Genomic DNA, 18,818 nt, shown 5'->3' on the forward strand with positions numbered 1-18,818 from the left:
CGGCCCGGGACGGAACCGCAGGAACCTCGTTATCCTCTTAACCCTTACGCGGGCGAAAGTCGTCCCGGCCTGGTAAGGGGCAGCAAGATGATCGAGGCAGTCGGCCTGACCAAGCGCTACGGCGCGAAGACCGCCGTCGACCAGCTGTCCTTCCAGGTCAAGCCGGGGCACGTCACCGGATTCCTGGGGCCCAACGGCTCCGGCAAGTCCACGACCATGCGCATGATCGTGGGCCTGGACCGGCCCACATCCGGCCACGTCACGATCAACGGCCGGCCCTTCCGGGAGCTGCCGAACGCCCAGCGGCACGTCGGGGCCCTGCTCGACGCCAAGGCCGTGCACGGCGGCCGCCGGGCCCGCGCCCACCTGCTCTCCATCGCCCAGCTCTCCGGGATCCCGGAGAAGCGGGTGGACGAGGTGCTGGCCGTGGTCGGCCTCCAGGACGCCGCCCGGCAGCGTACGAAGGGCTTCTCGCTCGGCATGGGCCAGCGGCTCGGCATCGCCACGGCCCTGCTCGGCGACCCGCAGGTGCTCCTGTTCGACGAGCCGGTCAACGGTCTCGACCCCGAGGGCATCCTCTGGGTCCGCAACCTCATGCGCCGCCTCGCCTCCGAGGGCCGCACCGTCCTGGTCTCCTCGCACCTGATGAGCGAGATGGCGCTGACCGCCGACCACCTGATCGTGATCGGCCGGGGCCGGCTGCTGGCCGACATGGGCACCCAGGAGTTCATCGCGCACAACTCGGCCGGATTCGCTCGGGTGCGCGCGGCCGACACTGATCGTCATGGCCGGGAGACGCTGGGTACGGCCCTCACCAAGGCGGGCGGGCGGGTCCTCCAGGAGTCCGACGGAGCACTGCGCGTGACCGGGCTGGAGCTGCCGCAGATCTCGGACCTGGCGCACGCGGCCGGTGTCCGCCTGTGGGAGCTGTCACCGCACCGGGCCTCGCTGGAGGAGGCGTACATGCGGATGACCCAGTCCGCCGTCGAGTACACCTCCACCGAGGACCCGCGGGCCGAGCTGTGGGAGCCGGAGCCGCTCTCCCTCCCGGCCTGGGAGGACGAGGCGGAGGCCGCCCCCGAGGTCCCGCAGAACGGTTTCTTCGCTCCGCCGCCGCCCGGGGCGGGCGGGCAGCCCTTCCTGATGCCCGGCAAGCCCGGCGAGCTCGCGAGCACCACCAGGAACACCACCCCGCACACCTCCGAGGACACCCGATGACCCCGACGACCACGACGGCGGAGCAGTCCGGGAGCTACAGCTCCCCCCTGGCCACGCCGCGGCCGCACCTGGGGCACGCCCTGGCCTCGGAGTGGACCAAACTGGTCTCGCTCCGCTCCACCCTGTGGACGCTGGGCTCGCTCGTCCTGATCGTGGTCGGCGTCGGCCTGCTCGTCGTCGCGCAGACCGGGGACGAGGACTTCGCGCAGATCAACTTCACCACGCCCGCCCTGATCGGCCTGCTGGTCGGCCAGCTCGCGGTGATCGTCCTCGGCGTGCTGACCATCAGCTCGGAGCACGGCACCGGGCTGGTGCGGACCACCTTCACGGCCGCCCCCGACCGGCACCGGGTGCTCACCGCGAAGTACCTCGTCTTCAGCATGACGGCCTTCGTCACCACCACGCTGTCGGTGTTCGTGGTCGGGGTCTCCGCGGCGGTCGTACGCGGCGGCACCGCGTCCGGACCGCACGCGGCCGGCGAGTGGTTCGGCGCACTGCTCGGCTGCGGCTATGTCACCCTGCTCGGCGTGCTCGCGCTCGCGATCGGCGCGCTGGTGCGGCACTCGGCCGGAGCGATCGCCGTGATGCTGGGCCTGGTCACGCTGCCGCCGGTGATCGGGGGCATGCTCAGCATGTGGGAGGCCGTCGAACCCGTCGGGCGGCTCGTCCTGCGGAACAACGTGCCGGTGGCGATGATGCAGCTGTTCGGCCTGCCGGAGGGCGGCGACCTCGGCCCGTCGCCGAGCAACTTCTCGCACCTGGCGCTGCTCGTACTGGTCACCGGCGCCGCGGTGGCCGGCTCGTACGTGGTCGTCGGCCGCCGGGACGTCTAGTACGCGTACTAGTACCTGGGAGCGTTACGGGACCGCTGCACCTTCGAGGTGCGGCGGTCCTTCGCGTTCCAGCAGGCCTTGTGCCAGTGCCGGCGGTCGTCCACGCCGCCGTACTCGGGCCAGGCCACCAGGTGCGGGGTGCCGGAGGGGATCTCCTGGTCGCAGCCGGGGCAGCGGTAGCGCTTGCCCGCCGCGCTCGCGCCGGCCACGTGCCGGACCTTCCAGTCCTCGCCCTGGTACTCCTCCGTGCGCTCCAGCCCGTAGCGGTCGAGGCCGGTGCTGGGGCGTTCGTCCGGGGTCTCGCCGCCCCTGGGGCGGTTGTTGCGCGGTGACACGTATACCTCACGGATGGGCGGACGGCAGTGACTTTCTCCCAGACTACGCGCAGCGAGGCCGGGTACCCGCAGGGTTGCTGAGGAAGGCGGCCGCGCGAAGAGGAATGGCCCGACAATCCCAATAACTTTCGTGTCAGCCCGTGCCTTTGGCACGTGTCAGACGTTGTTGCCATAGGAAGAACCGGTCCACCTGGGGGAGGCCGCGTCAGCCGCGAGGAGGCTAAAGGCGATGCGCGTAGGAGCGTTTGTACTGGCGGCCCAGTTCCCGGGCCAGGGACAGGGAGAGGCACTGCACCGGGCGGTGCGGACCGCCGAGGTGGCCGAGGAGGCCGGGCTCGACTCGGTCTGGCTCGCCGAGCACCACTTCGTCCCGTACGGGGTCTGCCCGTCGGCGGTGACCCTGGCGGCCCTGCTGCTGGGGCGGACCCGCCGGCTGCGGGTGGGCACGGCGGTGAGCGTGCTGCCGAGCACGCACCCGGTGGCGCTCGGGGAGCAGGCGGCCCTGCTGCACATGACCTCGGGCGGCCGGTTCACCCTCGGGGTGGGCCGCGGCGGGCCGTGGGTCGACCTGGAGGTGTTCGGGGGCGGCCTGGACAGTTACGAGAACGGTTTCCCGGAGGCCCTGGACCTGTTGCGGCGCTGGCTGACCCGGGCGCGGGTGGGCGCCGCCGGCGAGCGGTACGCGTTCCGCGAGGTGGACGTCGTACCACGGCCCTCCGAGGCCCTGGACGGGGACGCGGCGGGGCCCGAGGTCATCGTGGCCTGCACCTCACCGGCGTCGGTACGGATGGCCGCGGAGCGGGGGCTGCCGATGCTCCTCGGAATGCACTGCGGGGACGAGAGCAAGGCCGAAATGGTCGCGCTGTGGCGCAGCACGGCGCTGGCGGCGGGCCACTCGCGCGAGCACGTGGCCGCCGCGGGACACGTCTCCGCCGGGGTGTGCCAGATCGCGGACCGTACGGCGGACGCACGCGAGACCCTGCTGAAGGCGATGCCGGGCTGGCTCAAGCAGGGCCTCGACGCGCATGTGACGGTGGACGGCCGGGTGCGTGGGATGCGGGATCCGGTCGCCTACACGGAACTGTTGTGCGACCTGCACCCGGTGGGTACCCCGGAGGTGGCGGCGGACCGGCTGGCGGCCACGTCGGCACGGACGGGCATCACGCGCTTCGCCCTCCTGACGGAGGGCTCGGGCGATCTCGCCGCGACGGAGGAGAACGTACGCCGGCTCGGCGCCGAAGTCCTTCCCCGCCTCGGCTGAGAGGGCCCGCCGGCCCCACCTGGGCCGTTTCTTTCGGATCACGCCCGGGCGGCATGATCCGAAAGAGGCGGCCAGGACACGGCCGTCAGGCCTAGCAGTCGCGCAGCTCCGGCGACTGGTTGAGCAGCTGGCCGCGGATCGAAGTGAACTTGGCCAGACGGTCGTCCACCGAGGGATCCAGCGGGAACACCGCCACCCGGTGACAGTTCTGGAATGCCAGGCGCACTCCGAAGTGCCGCTGCAGCGCACCGCGTATCGCGTCACTCGCGAGGGCGCGCAGCAGCTGCCCCCGCGCCTGCTCGTCCGGCGGCGGCGTCTGGTTGTCGGCGAACTCTCCGCCGTCCACCTTCAGCTGAGCCACCAGCGAGCTGATCATCTCCCAGGCGAAGGGCAGGGAGGTCCGGACGCAGTCGACGAAAGCGGCTTCGTCGACCTCGCCTCGCTCGGCCTGTTCGAGTAGGGCCGGTGAGACGTCGAGCGACATGGGTTCTCCTCTCGCGACCCCGGCTGTTTGGGTTGCCGGAGTCTTACGGGCAGGGAAGGAGGTCGCGACGCAGAGTGCACGCTCGACAACCTCCCGCTCACCACGGTAGGCGTCCCATCGGTGACGCACCAGGAGAATGCGCATACAACGCGCCATCGGCGAACGGGGCTTTCAGGGGCGAATCGCGTGAAGGCCTTCTCGTCGAGTAGCGTTGCCGACCATGCGTCTCGTCATTGCCCGCTGCTCCGTCGACTACGCGGGCCGGCTCACCGCCCATCTGCCCTCGGCACCCCGTCTGATCCTCGTGAAGGCCGACGGCAGTGTCTCGATCCACGCGGACGACCGAGCGTACAAACCGCTCAACTGGATGTCGCCGCCGTGCACCCTCAAGGAGGGGAGCGGCGATGAGGCCAACATCTGGACGGTCATCAACAAGGCGGGCGAGAAGCTCATCATCACCATGGAGGAAGTCCTCCACGACTCCTCCCACGAGCTGGGCACCGACCCGGGGCTCATCAAGGACGGCGTCGAGGCACATCTCCAGGAACTCCTCGCGGACCGCATCGAAACGCTGGGCGAGGGCTACACGCTGATCCGGCGCGAGTACATGACGGCGATCGGCCCGGTGGACATCCTGTGCCGGGACGCCTCGGGCGCGACGGTGGCCGTGGAGATCAAGCGCCGCGGCGAGATCGACGGTGTCGAGCAGCTGACCCGCTACCTCGAACTCCTCAACCGCGACCCGCACCTGGCCCCGGTCCGGGGCATCTTCGCGGCCCAGGAGATCAAGCCGCAGGCGAAGGTCCTGGCGACGGACCGCGGCATGGACTGCGTGGTCCTGGACTACAACGCGCTGCGCGGCATCGAGGACGACAAGCTCCGCCTGTTCTGACCCGCTGCTGTACGCACGACGGCTCCGTCCCGAGGGACGGAGCCGTCGTCGTTCACCGGTCGGTGGCCGGCGGGACGGCCGTGCCCGTACCCGTCTGGGTGGTGGCCGTCGGCGACGGCGCGGCGGTCTCCGTCGGGGTGGGCGAGGGCTCGGCGCTCGTCGTCGGCGGCGTCGAAACGGACGTCGCCGGCGGGGACTTCGGCGGTGTCGGGGACGGGCGGCGCGACGGGGTACGGGCGGGACTGCGGCCCGGGGTCGGGGCGGCGCTCTGCCCGGGCTCCGGGGATTCCGCCGGCGGGGCCGATACGGGCGGCTCCGGTGCAGGATCGTTCCCGCTGTTGACGGCGGTCGTGGCTGACTCCGTGACCGTGGGGGTGGCGGACACCGCCGGTTCCTGCGCCGGCGGCGCGGTGTCCGAGGAGCTCAGCGCCAGGCTCACGACGGTGCCCAGTACCACCACCGTCAGCGCGCCCGCGCCGGCCAGCAGCACGAGCCGGCGACGGCCGCGGGCCGCCGGGACCGGTGCGGTGGCGGGCCGGGGCGCGGCGGGCGGCGCGGGCTTCGGATTCAGCGGGAAGGCGTCCTCGAAGACCTCGGACAGCGTCGTGGGCGCCTCCGAGCGGGCGGTCACCGGCACGACGGGGGTCATCCGGGTCACCGCCTCCGCGGAGACCGGGACCACGGGGGCGACGCGGGGCCCGGGGGCCGCCTTGGCCGTGGGAGCCACGGGGGCCACCTTGGCCGTGGGGGCCTCGGAGGCCGCCGGGGCCACCGCCTTGGGCCCCAGGGCGGCCTTGGGGGCGGGAGCGGCCGGGGTGGCCACCGTGACGGCCTCCGGAGCCGCCGCCGGAACGGCGGGCGCCTCCAGTCGCAGCGGGGGTGACACGGCCGCCCCGGCCGTCTCCCGGTCGACGACCAGCGCCAGCGCCCGCCGCCCCGCGACCGTGCCCCGCTTGTCCGCCAGGGCGCCCCGCAGCCCGATCGAGGTCTCCAGCTCGGCCCGCGCCCGGTCCAACCGCTCCTCGCACAGGGCCAGCACACCGAGTTCGTGATGGAAGTAGGCCTGCTCGGCGACCTCGCCGGCCTTGCGCGCGGCCTCCGCTCCCGAGCGCAGCACGCGCTCCCAGGCCTCCCAGTGCAGCGAGGCCGCGAACGCCGGAGCCGCCGTGCGCGCCAGCAGCACCGCCGCGACCACGTCCGCACCGGCCAGCGCCGCCAGCACCGCGTCCGCCTCCGCCGCGACGCGCGCCGGGACCACCGAGGCGTGCCCGGTCCACCAGGCGTAGTGCCGGGCGGCCGTACGGGCCTCCTCCGACGCGGTGTCCCCGTAGCCGACCTCCTCCAGCTGCCGTGCGACGCCCGACGCCAGCCGGTACCGCGTCCCGACGGGCGTCAGCAGCCCGCAGCCCAGCAGTTCCGCCACCGCCGTGTCGGCGTGGGTGTCCCCCACGAGCGCGGGCAGGTGCGCGTGGTGCGGCAGCTCGCCGCCCAGCGCGCACGCGATCCGCAGGGCCGCGCGCGCCGACTCGCTGACCCGCGAGGCCAGCAGCTCCGCCGGGGCTGCGCCCTCGGCGAGGGTCGGCAGCGGTACGTGCACGGCGTCGCGCGGGCGCTCCTCGAAGACGCCGGGCTCCTCCTCCTCGTCGTCCTCGTCGCTTCGGTTGAGCTCGTCCCGCTGCCGCAGCAGCGCGGCGGCCTGGACGAAGCGCAGGGGCAGCCCCTCGGAGGCGAAGCGCAGGTCCCCCGCCCAGGCGGTCTCCTCGTCCGTCAGCGGCCGTCCGACGCCCGCCTCCAGCAGTTCCAGGCAGTCGGCCTTGCCCAGTCCGGCGAGGAAGACCTCCTCGATGTGCGAGTCGTCGGAGGGGGCCCGGGTGTCCGGGGTCGCGGCCAGCAGGTAGGCGCACTCGGGGGTGGCGCGCATCAGCTCGTCGAGGGCGGGCCCGCCCATCTCCAGGTCGTCCAGGAGGACGACGGCGCCTATCTCCCGTACGCGGGCCAGGAGCTCGGCCCGTCCGGGGCGCTGCTGCTCGGCCTCGTACACGGTCGCGTAGAGGGCGTGGAGCAGTTCTCCGGGCTGCTGGTGCCCGTATCCGCTGAGCCGTACGACGCCGTCGGGCGCGAGGCCCGCGCACCGGTCGGCGACCGCGTCGAGCAGGGCGCTGCGGCCGGATCCCGAGGGACCGGTCAGCCGTACGGACCGGCCCCGGCCCAGCAGGCGCACCAGACGCTCCCGCTCCTCCTCGCGCTCCAGCAGGGGGCGGGCGGGAACGGCGGGGCCGGGCAGTACGGGCGGCCGTGCGGCGGCGGCGCGGGCCGCGCGGGCGGCCGCGTCGCGCTTGGCGGGCCGGGCCGGCTCGGTGCCGGGGCGCAGCGGTTCGATCTCGCTGCCGTCGACCGGGTTGACGGTGAGGGCGAACTCGCCCGCGGTCAGGCTGACGACCCGGGCGGGCCCGGGCGCCGCGGGTGTCGCGCCCGTGGTGGGCGCCGCGGGCGCGGAGCCGCCCGTGGGCTGCCCGTGCTGCTCGCTCTGCCCCTGTGTACGGTCCATGACCCAGTCCCCCGATCGCGGGCCGCGCGCCTCGCCGTCGTACCGCCCGGCCTTCGCGCACCCGCTGTCGCCACCGGTCCGGTTTCCGCCCGAACCCTAGACCGTGGCCGGTCGTGCGGGAAACCGCAGGGGTGCGATCACCACCGGACCGTTACGTTTGCGCAGGGAATACGGAGGTCAGCGGCCTGCCCGTCAGACGCGGGGCAGGGACTCCGCTTCCAGGCCGCCTTCGATCGCGAGGATCCGGTGCAGCCGGGTCGCGACGAGCAGCCGCTGCATCTGCGGCGGCACGCCGCGCAGGACCAGGCGCCGGCCGGTCCGGCCGGCCCGGCGGTGCGCTCCCATGATCACGCCGAGGCCGGTCGCGTCCCAGGAGTCGAGCCCCGTGAGATCGAGGACGAGATCGCCCTGTCCGTCGTCGAGGGCGGAGTGGAGGGCCGTACGGGCGTCCGCCGCGCTGCGCACGTCGAGGCGGCCCCCGACAGCGAGTTCGGCGTGGTCGCCCCTGATGTGCATGTGTACTCCCGGCGGTACTGCGTACGTATGGTCCGACTGGTCCGTGGTCGGCAACTCTCACTGCAACTGACTGCCCCACGGGCAGGGAAGTTGCCGACCGTGAGCGAACCGATACCTAATTCACCCTGAGGGGTGACGGCATTCGAACGGTGGTGCTCCGTGGCAGAGCCAGGCCTCAGTGCTTGTAGAAGCCCTGGCCGCTCTTGCGGCCGATGTCCCCGGCGTCCACCATCCGGCGCATGAGCTCCGGCGGGGCGAACTTCTCGTCCTGGGACTCGGTGTAGATGTTGCTGGTGGCGTGCAGCAGGATGTCGACGCCCGTGAGGTCGGCGGTGGCCAGGGGGCCCATCGCGTGCCCGAAGCCGAGCTTGCAGGCGATGTCGATGTCCTCGGCGGAGGCCACGCCCGACTCGTACAGCTTGGCGGCCTCGACGACCAGCGCGGAGATCAGGCGGGTCGTGACGAAGCCGGCGACGTCGCGGTTGACGACGATGCAGGTCTTGCCGACGGACTCGGCGAACGCCCGGGTGGTGGCGAGGGTTTCGTCGCTCGTCTTGTAGCCGCGCACGAGCTCGCACAGCTGCATCATCGGGACGGGCGAGAAGAAGTGGGCGCCGACGACCCGCTCCGGACGCTCCGTCACGGCCGCGATCTTCGTGATCGGGATGGCGGAGGTGTTGGAGGCGAGGATCGTGTCCTCGCGGACGATCTTGTCCAGGGCGCGGAAGATCTCGTGCTTGATCTCGATCTTCTCGAAGGCCGCCTCCACCACGATGTCGACGTCGGCGACCGCGTCGAGGTCCGTGGTGGTGGTGATGCGGGCGAGCGCGGCCTCGGCGTCCTCGGCCGTCAGCTTGCCCTTGGAGACGAACTTGTCATAGGAGGCCTTGATTCCGTCCGTGCCACGGGTCAGCGCGGCCTCGGTGACGTCACGGAGTACGACGTCCCAACCCGCCTGAGCGGAGACCTGCGCGATTCCGGAACCCATGAGTCCGGCACCGATGACGGCGAGCTTCCCAGCCACTACACACCCCTCGTTTCCCTACGGCACAGTCACGTAGCCACTCCGGCGGAGACTAGCGCCCGGGCGGTGCGGTGTGACCGTGAAGTAACACGCGTCACGTCTCAGATGACGGACATCACACCGGTACGGCCCAGCAGCCCTGCCCGGCCGTCCAGTTCACCCGCCGTCGGCCACGGTGCACTTCTCGGCCAGTGCGCGCAGCCGCCTCAGCTCCTTGCGCGCGGCGCCGAGGTGGCCGATCTCGACGGCCATGGCGCCGCGGCCCGCGAGGTAGTGCGCATCGGCCTCGGCCTGCGCGTCCGCCTGTGGCCGCGCACAGATCTGCCGTTGCAGGAAGCGGAGCTGCGACACGATGTCGCGTGCCGTGGGGAGGTACGCCGGCGCGGGCCCGGGCTCCGCGCGCAGCATGTCCTTCGCGTAGTCCCAGACCCTCGCGTCGTGCTCGGCGGCGCCCGGTTCGCCCGGATGGTGCGGATGGTCCGCCCAGGCGGCGGCGTGCTCGCGCAGGTCGTCGAGGCGGTCGAGGGCTTCCCCCAGGCGCCCGGCGGCCACGGCCGCGCGCGCGGCCTGGGCGCACCCGGCCGGTTCACCGCGGACGTCCGGGTCCCGCCGCCCGTGCCGGGTGGCGAGGAAGCCCGCCAGGAGATCGATCTGCTGGGCGGCCTCGGCCAGGCGCCAGATGTAGTACACGTCGGCCACTTCGCCGCTCCCCCGTCCCGGGGCCCGCGGCCCCCACCGGACGGTACGCGGGCGGCGGTGACCTCGCCCGGAATTTTCCCGGCGGGCCCGTCTACCCTGGCCGCATGGTGAACCTCACGCGCATCTACACCCGTACCGGCGACAAGGGCACGACCGCCCTGGGCGACATGAGCCGCACCGCCAAGACCGACGTGCGGATCTCCGCGTACGCCGACGCGAACGAGGCCAACGCGGCCATCGGGACGGCGATCGCGCTCGGCGGTCTGCCGGCGGACGTGGTGAAGGTCCTGGTCCGCGTGCAGAACGACCTGTTCGACGTCGGCGCGGACCTGTGCACCCCGGTGGTCGAGAACCCGGAGTACCCGCCGCTGCGCGTGGAGCAGTTCTACGTGGACAAGCTGGAGGCGGACTGCGACCACTTCCTGGAGCAGGTGGAGAAGCTGCGCAGCTTCATCCTCCCCGGCGGCACCCCCGGTGCGGCCCTGCTGCACCAGGCGTGCACGGTGGTCCGGCGTGCCGAGCGTTCGACGTGGGCGGCGCTGGAGGTGCACGGCGAGGTGATGAACCCGCTGACCGCCACCTACCTGAACCGGCTCTCCGACCTCCTGTTCATCCTGGCCCGGGTGGCCAACAAGGAGGTCGGGGACGTTCTGTGGGTGCCGGGCGGCGAGCGCTAGGACGTGTCCGCAAAGTAGCGCCGGCCGCCCGGAGGGCGGGCCCCCGTGGCGTCTGGTGCCGTGCATCGCAAGGCGGAGGGCCGCCCTTGTACTGGACGTACTCGGGCGGCCCGACAACGCGGCGAGGTGCGGTGCCAGGCGCCGCGGGGCAGGCGGGACTTTGCGGACACGTCCTTAACGCTGACGCTCGGTCCGGGCCAGCGGCCGCTCCCCGGCGTCGTCCGGGACGGCCGGGGCCTTGCTCGGCCAGATCGTGTACGCCGCGGCGACCAGGGCGTGGATCCCGACCGCCCGCAGGGCGCCGTACTGCCAGCCCTGGAGCGAGCTGACGTCGCCCGCGTCGCCCACGTACCAGATCGCCACCTGCAGCAGCGTCAGCGCGACGGCGGCGGCGATCACCGTACGGACCCAGAGTTTCCACTCGTGCCGGGCCCGCGCCTTCCCGTACCCGGGACCCGCCGGCTTCGGTCCCCCCGCCAGCCGGTACGCGGCGTGCCCGTCGAGCCACTTGATCGTGTAGTGGCCGTAGGCGACGGTGTAGCCGATGTACAGGGCGGCCAGTCCGTGCTTCCAGTCCGGCTCGGCGCCGTTCTTGAGGTCGAGCGTGGTGACCACCAGCAGGACCAGCTCCATCAGGGGCTCGCACAGCAGGACCGCCGCCCCCAGCCTGGGCATCTTCGCGAGGTAGCGCAGGGCCAGGCCGGCCGCCAGCAGTACCCAGAAACCGACCTCACAGGCGATGATCAGCGCGACGATCATGGGACTCTCCGTCCGCTCGGGTTCTCCGTTCCCTCCCAGACTCCCGTCCGGCCGGGCCCGATACGTCGTCTCCATTGACCATGTGGGCCTGCATCGTTCGATGTACCCGCACCTCGGCCTCTCCGCCGACGTGCGGGGCCCGCGCACCCTGTTGGATGGGAACGTGACCGAGAAGAGCCTGCGCCCCCACCGTGACGACGTCTTCCTCGCGGTGGTCAGCACGGCCGCCGGCCTGGGCTTCTGGTCGCTCGGGGTCTACAGCAGCCCCGGCCGGGACTTCCTGCCGGCCTGGGCGGCCCTGGTCCCCCTCGTGGCCCTCGGCGCGATGGAGCTGCTGCGCCGCACCAAGCCGAATCTGACCCTGGCCGTCGGCACCGCCGGGGTGGTCGCCGATCAGTTCACGGTCGGCAGCCTCGCCACCGTCGTGATCTTCACCGACCTGATGTACGCCGCCGTCGTGTACGGAAAACCGGCCATGGCCCGGCGGCTCCCGGTCTCCACCGGCCTGATCACCGTCGTCGTCACCATCGCCTCGCTGGCCTGGCTGCGCACCCCGCAGGCCCTGCTGATCGGTGCGATCACCGGCATCGTGAGCTTCGGCCCGGCCCTGACCGGCGCCACCCTGCGCAACCACCGCGAGGCCGCCGAGGCGGCCCGGCTGCGCGCCGAGCAGACCGCGCTGCTGGCCGAGATGGACCGCAGCCAGGCCGTGGCGGCCGAGCGCGCCCGGATGGCCCGGGAGCTGCACGACATGGTGGCCAACCACCTCTCCGCCATCGCCATCCACTCCACCGCCGCGCTCTCCATCGACACGGCCGCGACGAGCCGGGACGCGCTCGGGGTGATCCGCGAGAACAGCGTGCAGGGGCTGGCCGAAATGCGCCGGCTGATCGGGCTGCTGCGGGATGCCGGCGGTGACAAGGAACCGGTCGCCGTGCCCTCGCTGGACGGCCTGGACGCCCTGGTCGGGCAGGCGAGGACCAACGGCTCGGCGAGCGGGCTGACGTTCGTGCTCCAGGACGACCGGACCTCCGGGGAGCCGGCGGCGGCGCCCGTGGAGCTGGCCGCGTACCGGATCGTGCAGGAGTCGCTGACCAATGCCCTCAAGCACGCCGCCCCGGGCACCGTCACGGTTCGGGTGGCGCACACCGACGGGCTGCTGACCGTGACGGTGGACTCGCCCTTCGGAAACCGGCCGGGCCCCCGCGCCCCGGGCTCGGGGGCCGGGCTGATCGGTATGCGGGAGCGGACGGAGCTGCTGGGCGGGGAGTTCGCGGCGGGGCGGTCCGGTGCGGTGTGGCAGGTACGGGCGACACTGCCCGCGGAGGAGAAGGCGGTGGAGGCATGACCATTCGGGTGGTGGTGGCGGAGGATCAGGGCGCGGTCCGGGCCGGGCTGGTGCTCATCCTGCGCAGCGCGGGTGACGTGGAGGTGGTGGGCGAGGCGGGCGACGGGGAGGAAGCGGTGCGCCTGGCCCGGGAGCTGCGGCCGGATCTCGTCCTCATGGACGTGCAGATGCCCCGGCTCGACGGGGTGTCCGCGACCCGTCAGGTGGTCTCGGAGGGCCTGGCCGACGTCCTGGTCCTGACCACCTTCGACCTCGACGAGTACGTCTTCGGGGCGCTGCGGGCGGGGGCCGCGGGCTTCCTGCTGAAGAACGCGGACGCCGCCGAGCTGATCGCGGCGGTACGGACCGTCGCACGCGGGGAGGGCCTGATCGCCCCGGCGGTGACCAGGCGGCTGATCGCGGAGTTCGCGGCGCCCCGCCCGGCGCGGCCCGCTCCGGCGCCGGAGCGGGCCGCGGCGGTCGCCTCCCTCACGCGGCGGGAGCGGGAGGTGCTGAGCGCACTGGGCGAGGGCCTGTCGAACGCGGAGATCGCCGAGCGCCTGGAGATGGCGGAGGCGACGGCCAAGACGCACGTCAGCAGGCTGCTCGGCAAGCTGGAGCTGCGCAGCAGACTCCAAGCGGCGGTGCTGGCACAGGAGTTGGGGATATAGGCGAACGGGCGCGCACCGGTCTGGACCTCTTGACGGTTGGTCCAGACCTTTCTACGCTCGCCGCAACACTGTGGTGAGCGTGCCATGACAAAGCGTGCTCACGGGCGGCGCAGGTCCCACCCCCATGTCGCAGTCGGCCCCCACGACCGCGACGGACCTACGGAGGATCACCCTTGAGCACAGCATCCCCACCCCGCACCAGGCGCACCCGGTTCTTCAGCCGAGTCGCGGCGATCGTGGCCGCGCTCGCCCTGCCCGTCAGCGGACTCGTCGCCCTGGCCGGCCCGGCCCAGGCGGCCGCTTCGGCGACGGCGACGTACACCAAGGTCTCCGACTGGGGCTCCGGCTTCGAGGGCAAGTGGGTGGTGAAGAACACCGGTACCACCACCCTCAGCAGCTGGACCGTGGAGTGGGACTACCCGGCGGGCACCTCGGTCACCTCGGCCTGGGACGCCACCGTCACCAGCTCCGGCACCCACTGGACCGCCAAGAACCTCGGCTGGAACGGCACCCTCGCCCCCGGCGCCACCGCCAGCTTCGGCTTCAACGGCGCCGGCGGCGGCGCCCCGTCCGGCTGCAAGATCAACGGCGCCTCCTGCGACGGCGGCACCCAGCCCGGCGACACTCCCCCCACCGCTCCCGGCACCCCCACCACGAGCAACGTCGCCGACACCTCGCTCACCCTGACCTGGACCCCGGCCACGGACGACAAGGGCGTCAAGAACTACGACGTCTACCGGGGCGCCGCCAAGATCGCCACGGTCACCGGGACCAGCTACGCCGACTCCGGCCTGACCAAGGGCACGACGTACACCTACAGCGTCACCGCCCGCGACACCGTCGACCAGACCGGCCCCTCCTCCGGCTCGGCCACGGTGACGACGACCGGCGGGGTCATCCCCCCGGACCCGGGCGGCAAGGTCAAGCTCGGCTACTTCACCAACTGGGGCGTCTACGGCCGCAACTACCACGTGAAGAACCTGGTCACCTCCGGCACCGCGGGCAAGATCACCCACATCAACTACGCCTTCGGCAACGTCCAGAACGGCCAGTGCACCATCGGTGACGCCTACGCCGACTACGACAAGGCCTACACCGCCGACCAGAGCGTCGACGGCGTCGCCGACACCTGGGACCAGCCGCTGCGCGGCAACTTCAACCAGCTGCGCAAGCTGAAGAAGGCCTACCCGAACATCAAGATCCTTTGGTCCTTCGGCGGCTGGACCTGGTCCGGCGGCTTCCCCCAGGCCGCCGCCAACCCGACCGCCTTCGCCCAGTCCTGCTACAACCTGGTCGAGGACCCGCGCTGGGCCGACGTCTTCGACGGCATCGACCTGGACTGGGAGTACCCGAACGCCTGCGGCCTGTCCTGCGACACCAGCGGAGCGGCCGCCTTCAAGAACCTGCTGCAGGCGACCCGGGCCAAGTTCGGCGCGAACAACCTGGTCACCGCAGCCATCACCGCCGACGCCTCCAGCGGCGGCAAGATCGACGCGGCCGACTACGGCGGCGCCGCGCAGTACGTCGACTTCTACAACGTCATGACGTACGACTTCTTCGGCGCCTGGGCGGCCCAGGGCCCGACGGCCCCGCACTCCCCGCTCACCTCCTACGCGGGCATCCCGCAGGCCGGCTTCAACTCGGCCGACGCCATCGCCAAGCTCAAGGCCAAGGGCGTCGCCGGCGCCAAGCTCAACCTCGGCATCGGCTTCTACGGCCGCGGCTGGACCGGAGTGACCCAGGCGGCCCCCGGCGGCACCGCCACCGGGCCCGCGCCGGGCACGTACGAGCAGGGCATCGAGGACTACAAGGTGCTCAAGACCAGCTGCCCGGCCACCGGCACCGTCGCCGGCACGGCCTACGCCAAGTGCGGAAGCAACTGGTGGAGCTACGACACCCCCGCCACGATCGCCGGGAAGATGACCTGGGCCAAGCAGCAGGGCCTCAAGGGAGCCTTCTTCTGGGAGTTCAGCGGCGACACCGCGAACGGTGAGCTCGCGAACGCGATCCACACCGGGCTGCAGTAAAGACCGAAGCCGGGGAGACGGGTCCGCCCCCGTCTCCCCGGCTTCTCATTGCCCTGACTAAGCCACATTCACCCGCTGGCCTGGAGGCGCCGCCTCCAGCCAGGCGAGGAAGCCGGTCAGCGCGTCCTCGCTCATCGCCAGCTCCAGGCGGGTCCCCCGGTGGAGACAGCCGAGCACGACGGCGTCGGAGAGCAGGGCCAGCTCCTCCTCGCCCTCCGGGGCACGGCGGGCGATGACCTCGATGGAGGACCGCTCCAGCAGCCGGCGCGGGCGCGGGGAGTACGAGAACACCCGGAACCACTCGATCCGGTCACCGCTGTAGCGCGCGACCCCGTACACCCAGCCCTTGCCGGAGATGTCGGGCTCCTCGGACACACCCCAGCGCATGCTGCAGTCGAAGGTGCCGCCGGACCGCTGGATGAGTCTGCGGCGCAGCCCGAAGACGAACAGCCCGATCACCACCACGGTTACGACCAGGCCGCTCACAAGCAGAGCGAGGAGCATCTTCACCGACCTCCTCGCTCATCGAATACACATGAGAAAAAAACGGACCTGCATCGCCTCAGCCGCGACCCGGTCTGGAAAATTCCAGCACGGACCGCGGCTGAGGTCTGCTGAGTCCCGGCGGTCGCCCCCCGGGACTCAAACGATCAAACTCCGACGGGCGTTCAGCCCGTTACGGCGCGCAGCCGGACATCAGCGCGACGCTCGGCGGCCGCATCGGCCTCCGCCTTCGCGCGCTCCAGTGCCCGCTCCGCACGCTGGACATCGATCTCGTCCGCGAGCTCGGCGATCTCGGCCAGCAGGGACAGCTTGTTGTCCGCGAACGAGATGAAACCGCCGTGCACCGCGGCGACGACCGTGTTGCCGTCGCTGGTACGGATGGTCACCGGGCCCGATTCCAGCACACCGAGAAGCGGCTGGTGACCGGGCATGACGCCGATGTCGCCGGACGTGGTGCGGGCGACAACAAGGGTGGCCTCGCCGGACCAGACATTGCGGTCCGCCGCGACCAGCTCGACGTGCAGCTCAGCAGCCAAGGTGGCTCCTCGGGTCACCACCCGGCGGGTCGGCCGGGTGTTGGGTCAAATTCTAATGGGCGTGGGGAGAGGGACGGGACACACCCGCCCCTCTCCTCGGAACGTGCGAACCGGATGCGCTCCGTGAGGAGCGCGCCGGATCAGGAGACGCCCAGCTCCTTGGCGTTGGCCTTCAGGTCCTCGATGCCACCGCACAGGAAGAACGCCTGCTCGGGGAAGTGGTCGTAGTCACCGTCGCAGATCGCGTTGAACGCGGTGATCGACTCGTCGAGCGGAACGTCCGAACCGTCCACACCGGTGAACTGCTTCGCCACGTGGGTGTTCTGCGACAGGAAGCGCTCGACGCGACGGGCACGGTGGACAACGAGCTTGTCCTCCTCGCCCAGCTCGTCGATACCGAGGATCGCGATGATGTCCTGGAGGTCCTTGTACTTCTGCAGGATCCCCTTGACGCGCATCGCCGTGGCGTAGTGGTCCGCCGCGATGTACCGCGGGTCGAGGATGCGGGACGTCGAGTCCAGCGGGTCCACGGCCGGGTAGATGCCCTTCTCGGAGATCGGACGGGAAAGAACCGTCGTCGCGTCGAGGTGGGCGAAGGTGGTCGCCGGCGCCGGGTCGGTCAGGTCGTCCGCGGGGACGTAGATCGCCTGCATCGAGGTGATCGAGTGACCACGGGTCGAGGTGATGCGCTCCTGGAGGAGACCCATCTCGTCGGCCAGGTTCGGCTGGTAACCCACCGCGGAGGGCATACGGCCGAGCAGGGTCGACACCTCGGAACCCGCCTGGGTGTACCGGAAGATGTTGTCGATGAAGAACAGCACGTCCTGCTTCTGCACATCGCGGAAGTACTCCGCCATGGTCAGACCGGCAAGGGCGACGCGCAGACGGGTGCCCGGGGGCTCGTCCATCTGGCCGAAGACAAGCGCCGTCTTGTCGATGACGCCGGAGTCGGCCATTTCCTCGATGAGGTCGTTGCCCTCACGGGTACGCTCACCGACGCCCGCGAACACCGACACACCGTCGTGGTTGTTGGCGACGCGGTAGATCATTTCCTGGATCAGAACGGTCTTGCCGACACCGGCACCACCGAACAGACCGATCTTTCCACCCTTGACGTACGGGGTGAGAAGGTCGATGACCTTGACGCCGGTCTCGAACATCTCGGTCTTCGACTCGAGCTCGTCGAAGCGAGGGGCCTTGCGGTGGATCGGCCAGCGCTCGGTGACGTTGGCGTTCTCCTCCGGGTAGTTCAGCACCTCACCGAGGGTGTTGAACACCTTGCCCTTGGTGAAGTCACCGACGGGGACGGTGATGCCCTCGCCCGTGTCGGTCACCGGGGCCTGGCGGACCAGACCGTCGGTCGGCTGCATCGAGATGGTACGGACGAGGCCGTCACCCAGGTGCTGCGCGACCTCAAGGGTCAGGGTCTTGAGCGCGCCGTCCTCGGCCGGGTCGGAGACCTGGACCTTGAGGGCGTTGTAGATCTCGGGCATGGCGTCGACGGGGAACTCCACGTCGACGACCGGGCCGATGACCCGGGCGACGCGGCCCGTGGCGGCGGCCGTCTCAACAGTGGTCGTCATTACTTGTCACTCCCCGCGGTCGCGTCAGCCATGGCGCTCGCGCCACCGACGATCTCGCTGATTTCCTGGGTGATTTCGGCCTGGCGGGCCGCGTTGGCAAGCCGGGAGAGGCTCTTGATGAGGTCTCCGGCGTTGTCGGTCGCCGCCTTCATCGCACGGCGGCGGGCGGCGTGCTCGGAAGCGGCCGACTGCAGCAGTGCGTTGTAGACACGGCTCTCGACGTAGCGCGGCAGCAGGGCGTCGAGGACGTCCTCCGCCGACGGCTCGAAGTCGAACAGCGGAAGGATCTCGCCCTTCGCGCCGGTCTCCTCCGGAGCCTGGTCAAGGCTGAGCGGCAGCATCCGGCCGTCGACCGGGTTCTGCGTCATCATCGACACGAATTCCGTGTAGACGATGTGCAGCTCGTCGACGCCACCCTCGGCCGTCTCCGTCTGGATGGCCTCGATCAGCGGCCCCGCGACGCGCTTGGCGTCGGCGTAGGCCGGGCTGTCGGTGAAGCCGGTCCACGAATCCGTGACCTTGCGCTCACGGAAGCCGTAGTAGGCCAGACCCTTGCGGCCGACGATGTAGGTGTCGACGTCCTTGCCCTCAGCGCGCAGCCGCTCGGTGAGCCGCTCCGCCTGCTTGATGGCGTTCGAGGAGTAGCCGCCGGCCAGACCGCGGTCGCTCGTGATGAGCAGGATCGCGGCACGGGTCGGCGTCTCGACCTCGGTGGTCAGGGCGTGCTTGGTGTTCGAGCCGGTCGCCACCGCGGTCACCGCACGGGTGAGCTCGGTCGCGTACGGCATCGATGCCGCCACCTTGCGCTGCGCCTTGACGATGCGCGAGGCGGCGATCATCTCCATCGCCTTGGTGATCTTCTTGGTCGCCGTGATGGCACGGATGCGACGCTTGTAGACCCGGAGCTGCGCTCCCATGAGTCAG

Annotated in this window: 19 protein-coding genes; 8 read left to right on the top strand and 11 right to left on the bottom strand. The window is 71.4% G+C overall.

The annotated features are described in order from the left end of the window. Nucleotides 1-87: 87 nt before the first annotated feature. Nucleotides 88-1,218 (top strand): ABC transporter ATP-binding protein, encoded by a 1,131-nt coding sequence (locus tag KO717_RS11775; RefSeq protein WP_301366429.1) that lies wholly within the window; start codon nt 88-90, stop codon nt 1,216-1,218. Further along, entirely contained in the window at nt 1,215-2,051 is an 837-nt protein-coding gene (locus KO717_RS11780; RefSeq protein ID WP_301366430.1) for an ABC transporter permease, read from the top strand. The genes KO717_RS11775 and KO717_RS11780 overlap by 4 nt, the downstream gene beginning before the upstream one ends. Before the next feature lie 8 nt (nt 2,052-2,059). Here the strand turns inward: KO717_RS11780 and KO717_RS11785 are convergent, their stop codons facing one another. Beyond that, nucleotides 2,060-2,386, bottom strand: coding sequence for a hypothetical protein (locus KO717_RS11785; RefSeq protein WP_030009607.1), 327 nt, complete (start codon nt 2,384-2,386; stop codon nt 2,060-2,062). 229 nt (nt 2,387-2,615) lie between these two features. Between KO717_RS11785 and KO717_RS11790 the strand changes: the two genes are divergently transcribed. Continuing rightward, the gene (locus tag KO717_RS11790) at nt 2,616-3,647 is read left to right on the top strand and encodes an LLM class flavin-dependent oxidoreductase (protein WP_301366431.1); all 1,032 of its coding nucleotides are present in this window, start codon (nt 2,616-2,618) and stop codon (nt 3,645-3,647) included. 91 nt (nt 3,648-3,738) lie between these two features. Here the strand turns inward: KO717_RS11790 and KO717_RS11795 are convergent, their stop codons facing one another. Then, on the bottom strand, nt 3,739-4,131 hold the full coding sequence (locus KO717_RS11795; protein WP_030009605.1) for an SCO5389 family protein: 393 nt from the start codon (nt 4,129-4,131) through the stop codon (nt 3,739-3,741). Nucleotides 4,132-4,351: 220 nt separating this feature from the next. Here KO717_RS11795 and nucS point away from each other — a divergent pair, with 220 nt between their 5' ends. Then, a complete protein-coding gene (gene nucS / locus KO717_RS11800; RefSeq protein WP_189743080.1) occupies nt 4,352-5,023 on the top strand; it encodes an endonuclease NucS in 672 nt (223 codons plus the stop codon). A gap of 52 nt (nt 5,024-5,075) precedes the next feature. Here the strand turns inward: nucS and KO717_RS11805 are convergent, their stop codons facing one another. From KO717_RS11805 to KO717_RS11820, 4 genes are all read right to left on the bottom strand, one after another. Continuing rightward, entirely contained in the window at nt 5,076-7,571 is a 2,496-nt protein-coding gene (locus KO717_RS11805; protein ID WP_301366432.1) for an ATP-binding protein, read from the bottom strand. Nucleotides 7,572-7,763: 192 nt separating this feature from the next. Further along, nucleotides 7,764-8,087 carry an STAS domain-containing protein gene (locus tag KO717_RS11810; protein ID WP_030764081.1) on the bottom strand — a complete coding sequence of 108 codons (324 nt, stop codon included), beginning with the start codon at nt 8,085-8,087 and terminating at the stop codon, nt 7,764-7,766. Nucleotides 8,088-8,262: 175 nt separating this feature from the next. Continuing rightward, a complete protein-coding gene (locus KO717_RS11815; protein WP_150259394.1) occupies nt 8,263-9,111 on the bottom strand; it encodes a 3-hydroxyacyl-CoA dehydrogenase family protein in 849 nt (282 codons plus the stop codon). A 156-nt stretch (nt 9,112-9,267) separates the two neighbouring features. After that, complete coding sequence (locus KO717_RS11820) at nt 9,268-9,810, bottom strand: hypothetical protein (RefSeq protein ID WP_301366433.1); 543 nt, start codon at nt 9,808-9,810, stop codon at nt 9,268-9,270. Between the two features lie 104 nt (nt 9,811-9,914). Here KO717_RS11820 and KO717_RS11825 point away from each other — a divergent pair, with 104 nt between their 5' ends. Continuing rightward, the gene (locus KO717_RS11825; RefSeq protein WP_301366434.1) at nt 9,915-10,487 is read left to right on the top strand and encodes a cob(I)yrinic acid a,c-diamide adenosyltransferase; all 573 of its coding nucleotides are present in this window, start codon (nt 9,915-9,917) and stop codon (nt 10,485-10,487) included. A 174-nt stretch (nt 10,488-10,661) separates the two neighbouring features. Here KO717_RS11825 and KO717_RS11830 read toward each other — a convergent pair whose 3' ends face one another. Further along, nucleotides 10,662-11,246 carry a hypothetical protein gene (locus tag KO717_RS11830; protein ID WP_301366435.1) on the bottom strand — a complete coding sequence of 195 codons (585 nt, stop codon included), beginning with the start codon at nt 11,244-11,246 and terminating at the stop codon, nt 10,662-10,664. Nucleotides 11,247-11,409: 163 nt separating this feature from the next. On the opposite strand from KO717_RS11830, the gene KO717_RS11835 reads away from it, so the two are divergent. The 3 genes from KO717_RS11835 to KO717_RS11845 all read left to right on the top strand — a co-directional run bounded on the left by KO717_RS11835 (nt 11,410) and on the right by KO717_RS11845 (nt 15,271). Then, entirely contained in the window at nt 11,410-12,594 is a 1,185-nt protein-coding gene (locus KO717_RS11835; RefSeq protein ID WP_301366436.1) for a sensor histidine kinase, read from the top strand. Then, complete coding sequence (locus KO717_RS11840; RefSeq protein WP_301366437.1) at nt 12,591-13,244, top strand: response regulator; 654 nt, start codon at nt 12,591-12,593, stop codon at nt 13,242-13,244. The genes KO717_RS11835 and KO717_RS11840 overlap by 4 nt, the downstream gene beginning before the upstream one ends. Before the next feature lie 173 nt (nt 13,245-13,417). Beyond that, nucleotides 13,418-15,271, top strand: coding sequence for a glycoside hydrolase family 18 chitinase (locus KO717_RS11845; protein WP_301366438.1), 1,854 nt, complete (start codon nt 13,418-13,420; stop codon nt 15,269-15,271). 57 nt (nt 15,272-15,328) lie between these two features. Here the strand turns inward: KO717_RS11845 and KO717_RS11850 are convergent, their stop codons facing one another. From KO717_RS11850 to KO717_RS11865, 4 genes are all read right to left on the bottom strand, one after another. Next, entirely contained in the window at nt 15,329-15,775 is a 447-nt protein-coding gene (locus KO717_RS11850) for a DUF2550 domain-containing protein (protein WP_301366439.1), read from the bottom strand. Between the two features lie 164 nt (nt 15,776-15,939). Next, complete coding sequence (locus KO717_RS11855) at nt 15,940-16,311, bottom strand: F0F1 ATP synthase subunit epsilon (RefSeq protein ID WP_030008701.1); 372 nt, start codon at nt 16,309-16,311, stop codon at nt 15,940-15,942. Between the two features lie 140 nt (nt 16,312-16,451). After that, entirely contained in the window at nt 16,452-17,894 is a 1,443-nt protein-coding gene (gene atpD, locus KO717_RS11860) for a F0F1 ATP synthase subunit beta (protein WP_030008700.1), read from the bottom strand. Then, nucleotides 17,894-18,811 carry a F0F1 ATP synthase subunit gamma gene (locus tag KO717_RS11865; protein ID WP_301366440.1) on the bottom strand — a complete coding sequence of 306 codons (918 nt, stop codon included), beginning with the start codon at nt 18,809-18,811 and terminating at the stop codon, nt 17,894-17,896. Before KO717_RS11865 ends, atpD begins: the two co-directional genes overlap by 1 nt. Between the last annotated feature and the right edge of the window lie 7 nt (nt 18,812-18,818).

Origin of the sequence: Streptomyces xanthophaeus, assembly GCF_030440515.1 — a bacterium.
GTDB lineage: Bacteria > Actinomycetota > Actinomycetes > Streptomycetales > Streptomycetaceae > Streptomyces > Streptomyces kutzneri.

What these genes read in the sequence shown, in the direction of transcription:
- atpD (WP_030008700.1), bottom strand. Translation starts at nt 17,894, where the DNA reads ATGACGACCACTGTTGAGACGGCCGCCGCCACGGGCCGCGTCGCCCGG.
- KO717_RS11795 (WP_030009605.1), bottom strand. Translation starts at nt 4,131, where the DNA reads ATGTCGCTCGACGTCTCACCGGCCCTACTCGAACAGGCCGAGCGAGGC.
- KO717_RS11790 (WP_301366431.1), top strand. Translation starts at nt 2,616, where the DNA reads ATGCGCGTAGGAGCGTTTGTACTGGCGGCCCAGTTCCCGGGCCAGGGA.
- KO717_RS11850 (WP_301366439.1), bottom strand. Translation starts at nt 15,775, where the DNA reads ATGCTCCTCGCTCTGCTTGTGAGCGGCCTGGTCGTAACCGTGGTGGTG.
- KO717_RS11775 (WP_301366429.1), top strand. Translation starts at nt 88, where the DNA reads ATGATCGAGGCAGTCGGCCTGACCAAGCGCTACGGCGCGAAGACCGCC.
- KO717_RS11810 (WP_030764081.1), bottom strand. Translation starts at nt 8,087, where the DNA reads ATGCACATCAGGGGCGACCACGCCGAACTCGCTGTCGGGGGCCGCCTC.
- KO717_RS11830 (WP_301366435.1), bottom strand. Translation starts at nt 11,246, where the DNA reads ATGATCGTCGCGCTGATCATCGCCTGTGAGGTCGGTTTCTGGGTACTG.
- nucS (WP_189743080.1), top strand. Translation starts at nt 4,352, where the DNA reads ATGCGTCTCGTCATTGCCCGCTGCTCCGTCGACTACGCGGGCCGGCTC.
- KO717_RS11840 (WP_301366437.1), top strand. Translation starts at nt 12,591, where the DNA reads ATGACCATTCGGGTGGTGGTGGCGGAGGATCAGGGCGCGGTCCGGGCC.
- KO717_RS11865 (WP_301366440.1), bottom strand. Translation starts at nt 18,811, where the DNA reads ATGGGAGCGCAGCTCCGGGTCTACAAGCGTCGCATCCGTGCCATCACG.
- KO717_RS11780 (WP_301366430.1), top strand. Translation starts at nt 1,215, where the DNA reads ATGACCCCGACGACCACGACGGCGGAGCAGTCCGGGAGCTACAGCTCC.
- KO717_RS11825 (WP_301366434.1), top strand. Translation starts at nt 9,915, where the DNA reads ATGGTGAACCTCACGCGCATCTACACCCGTACCGGCGACAAGGGCACG.
- KO717_RS11805 (WP_301366432.1), bottom strand. Translation starts at nt 7,571, where the DNA reads ATGGACCGTACACAGGGGCAGAGCGAGCAGCACGGGCAGCCCACGGGC.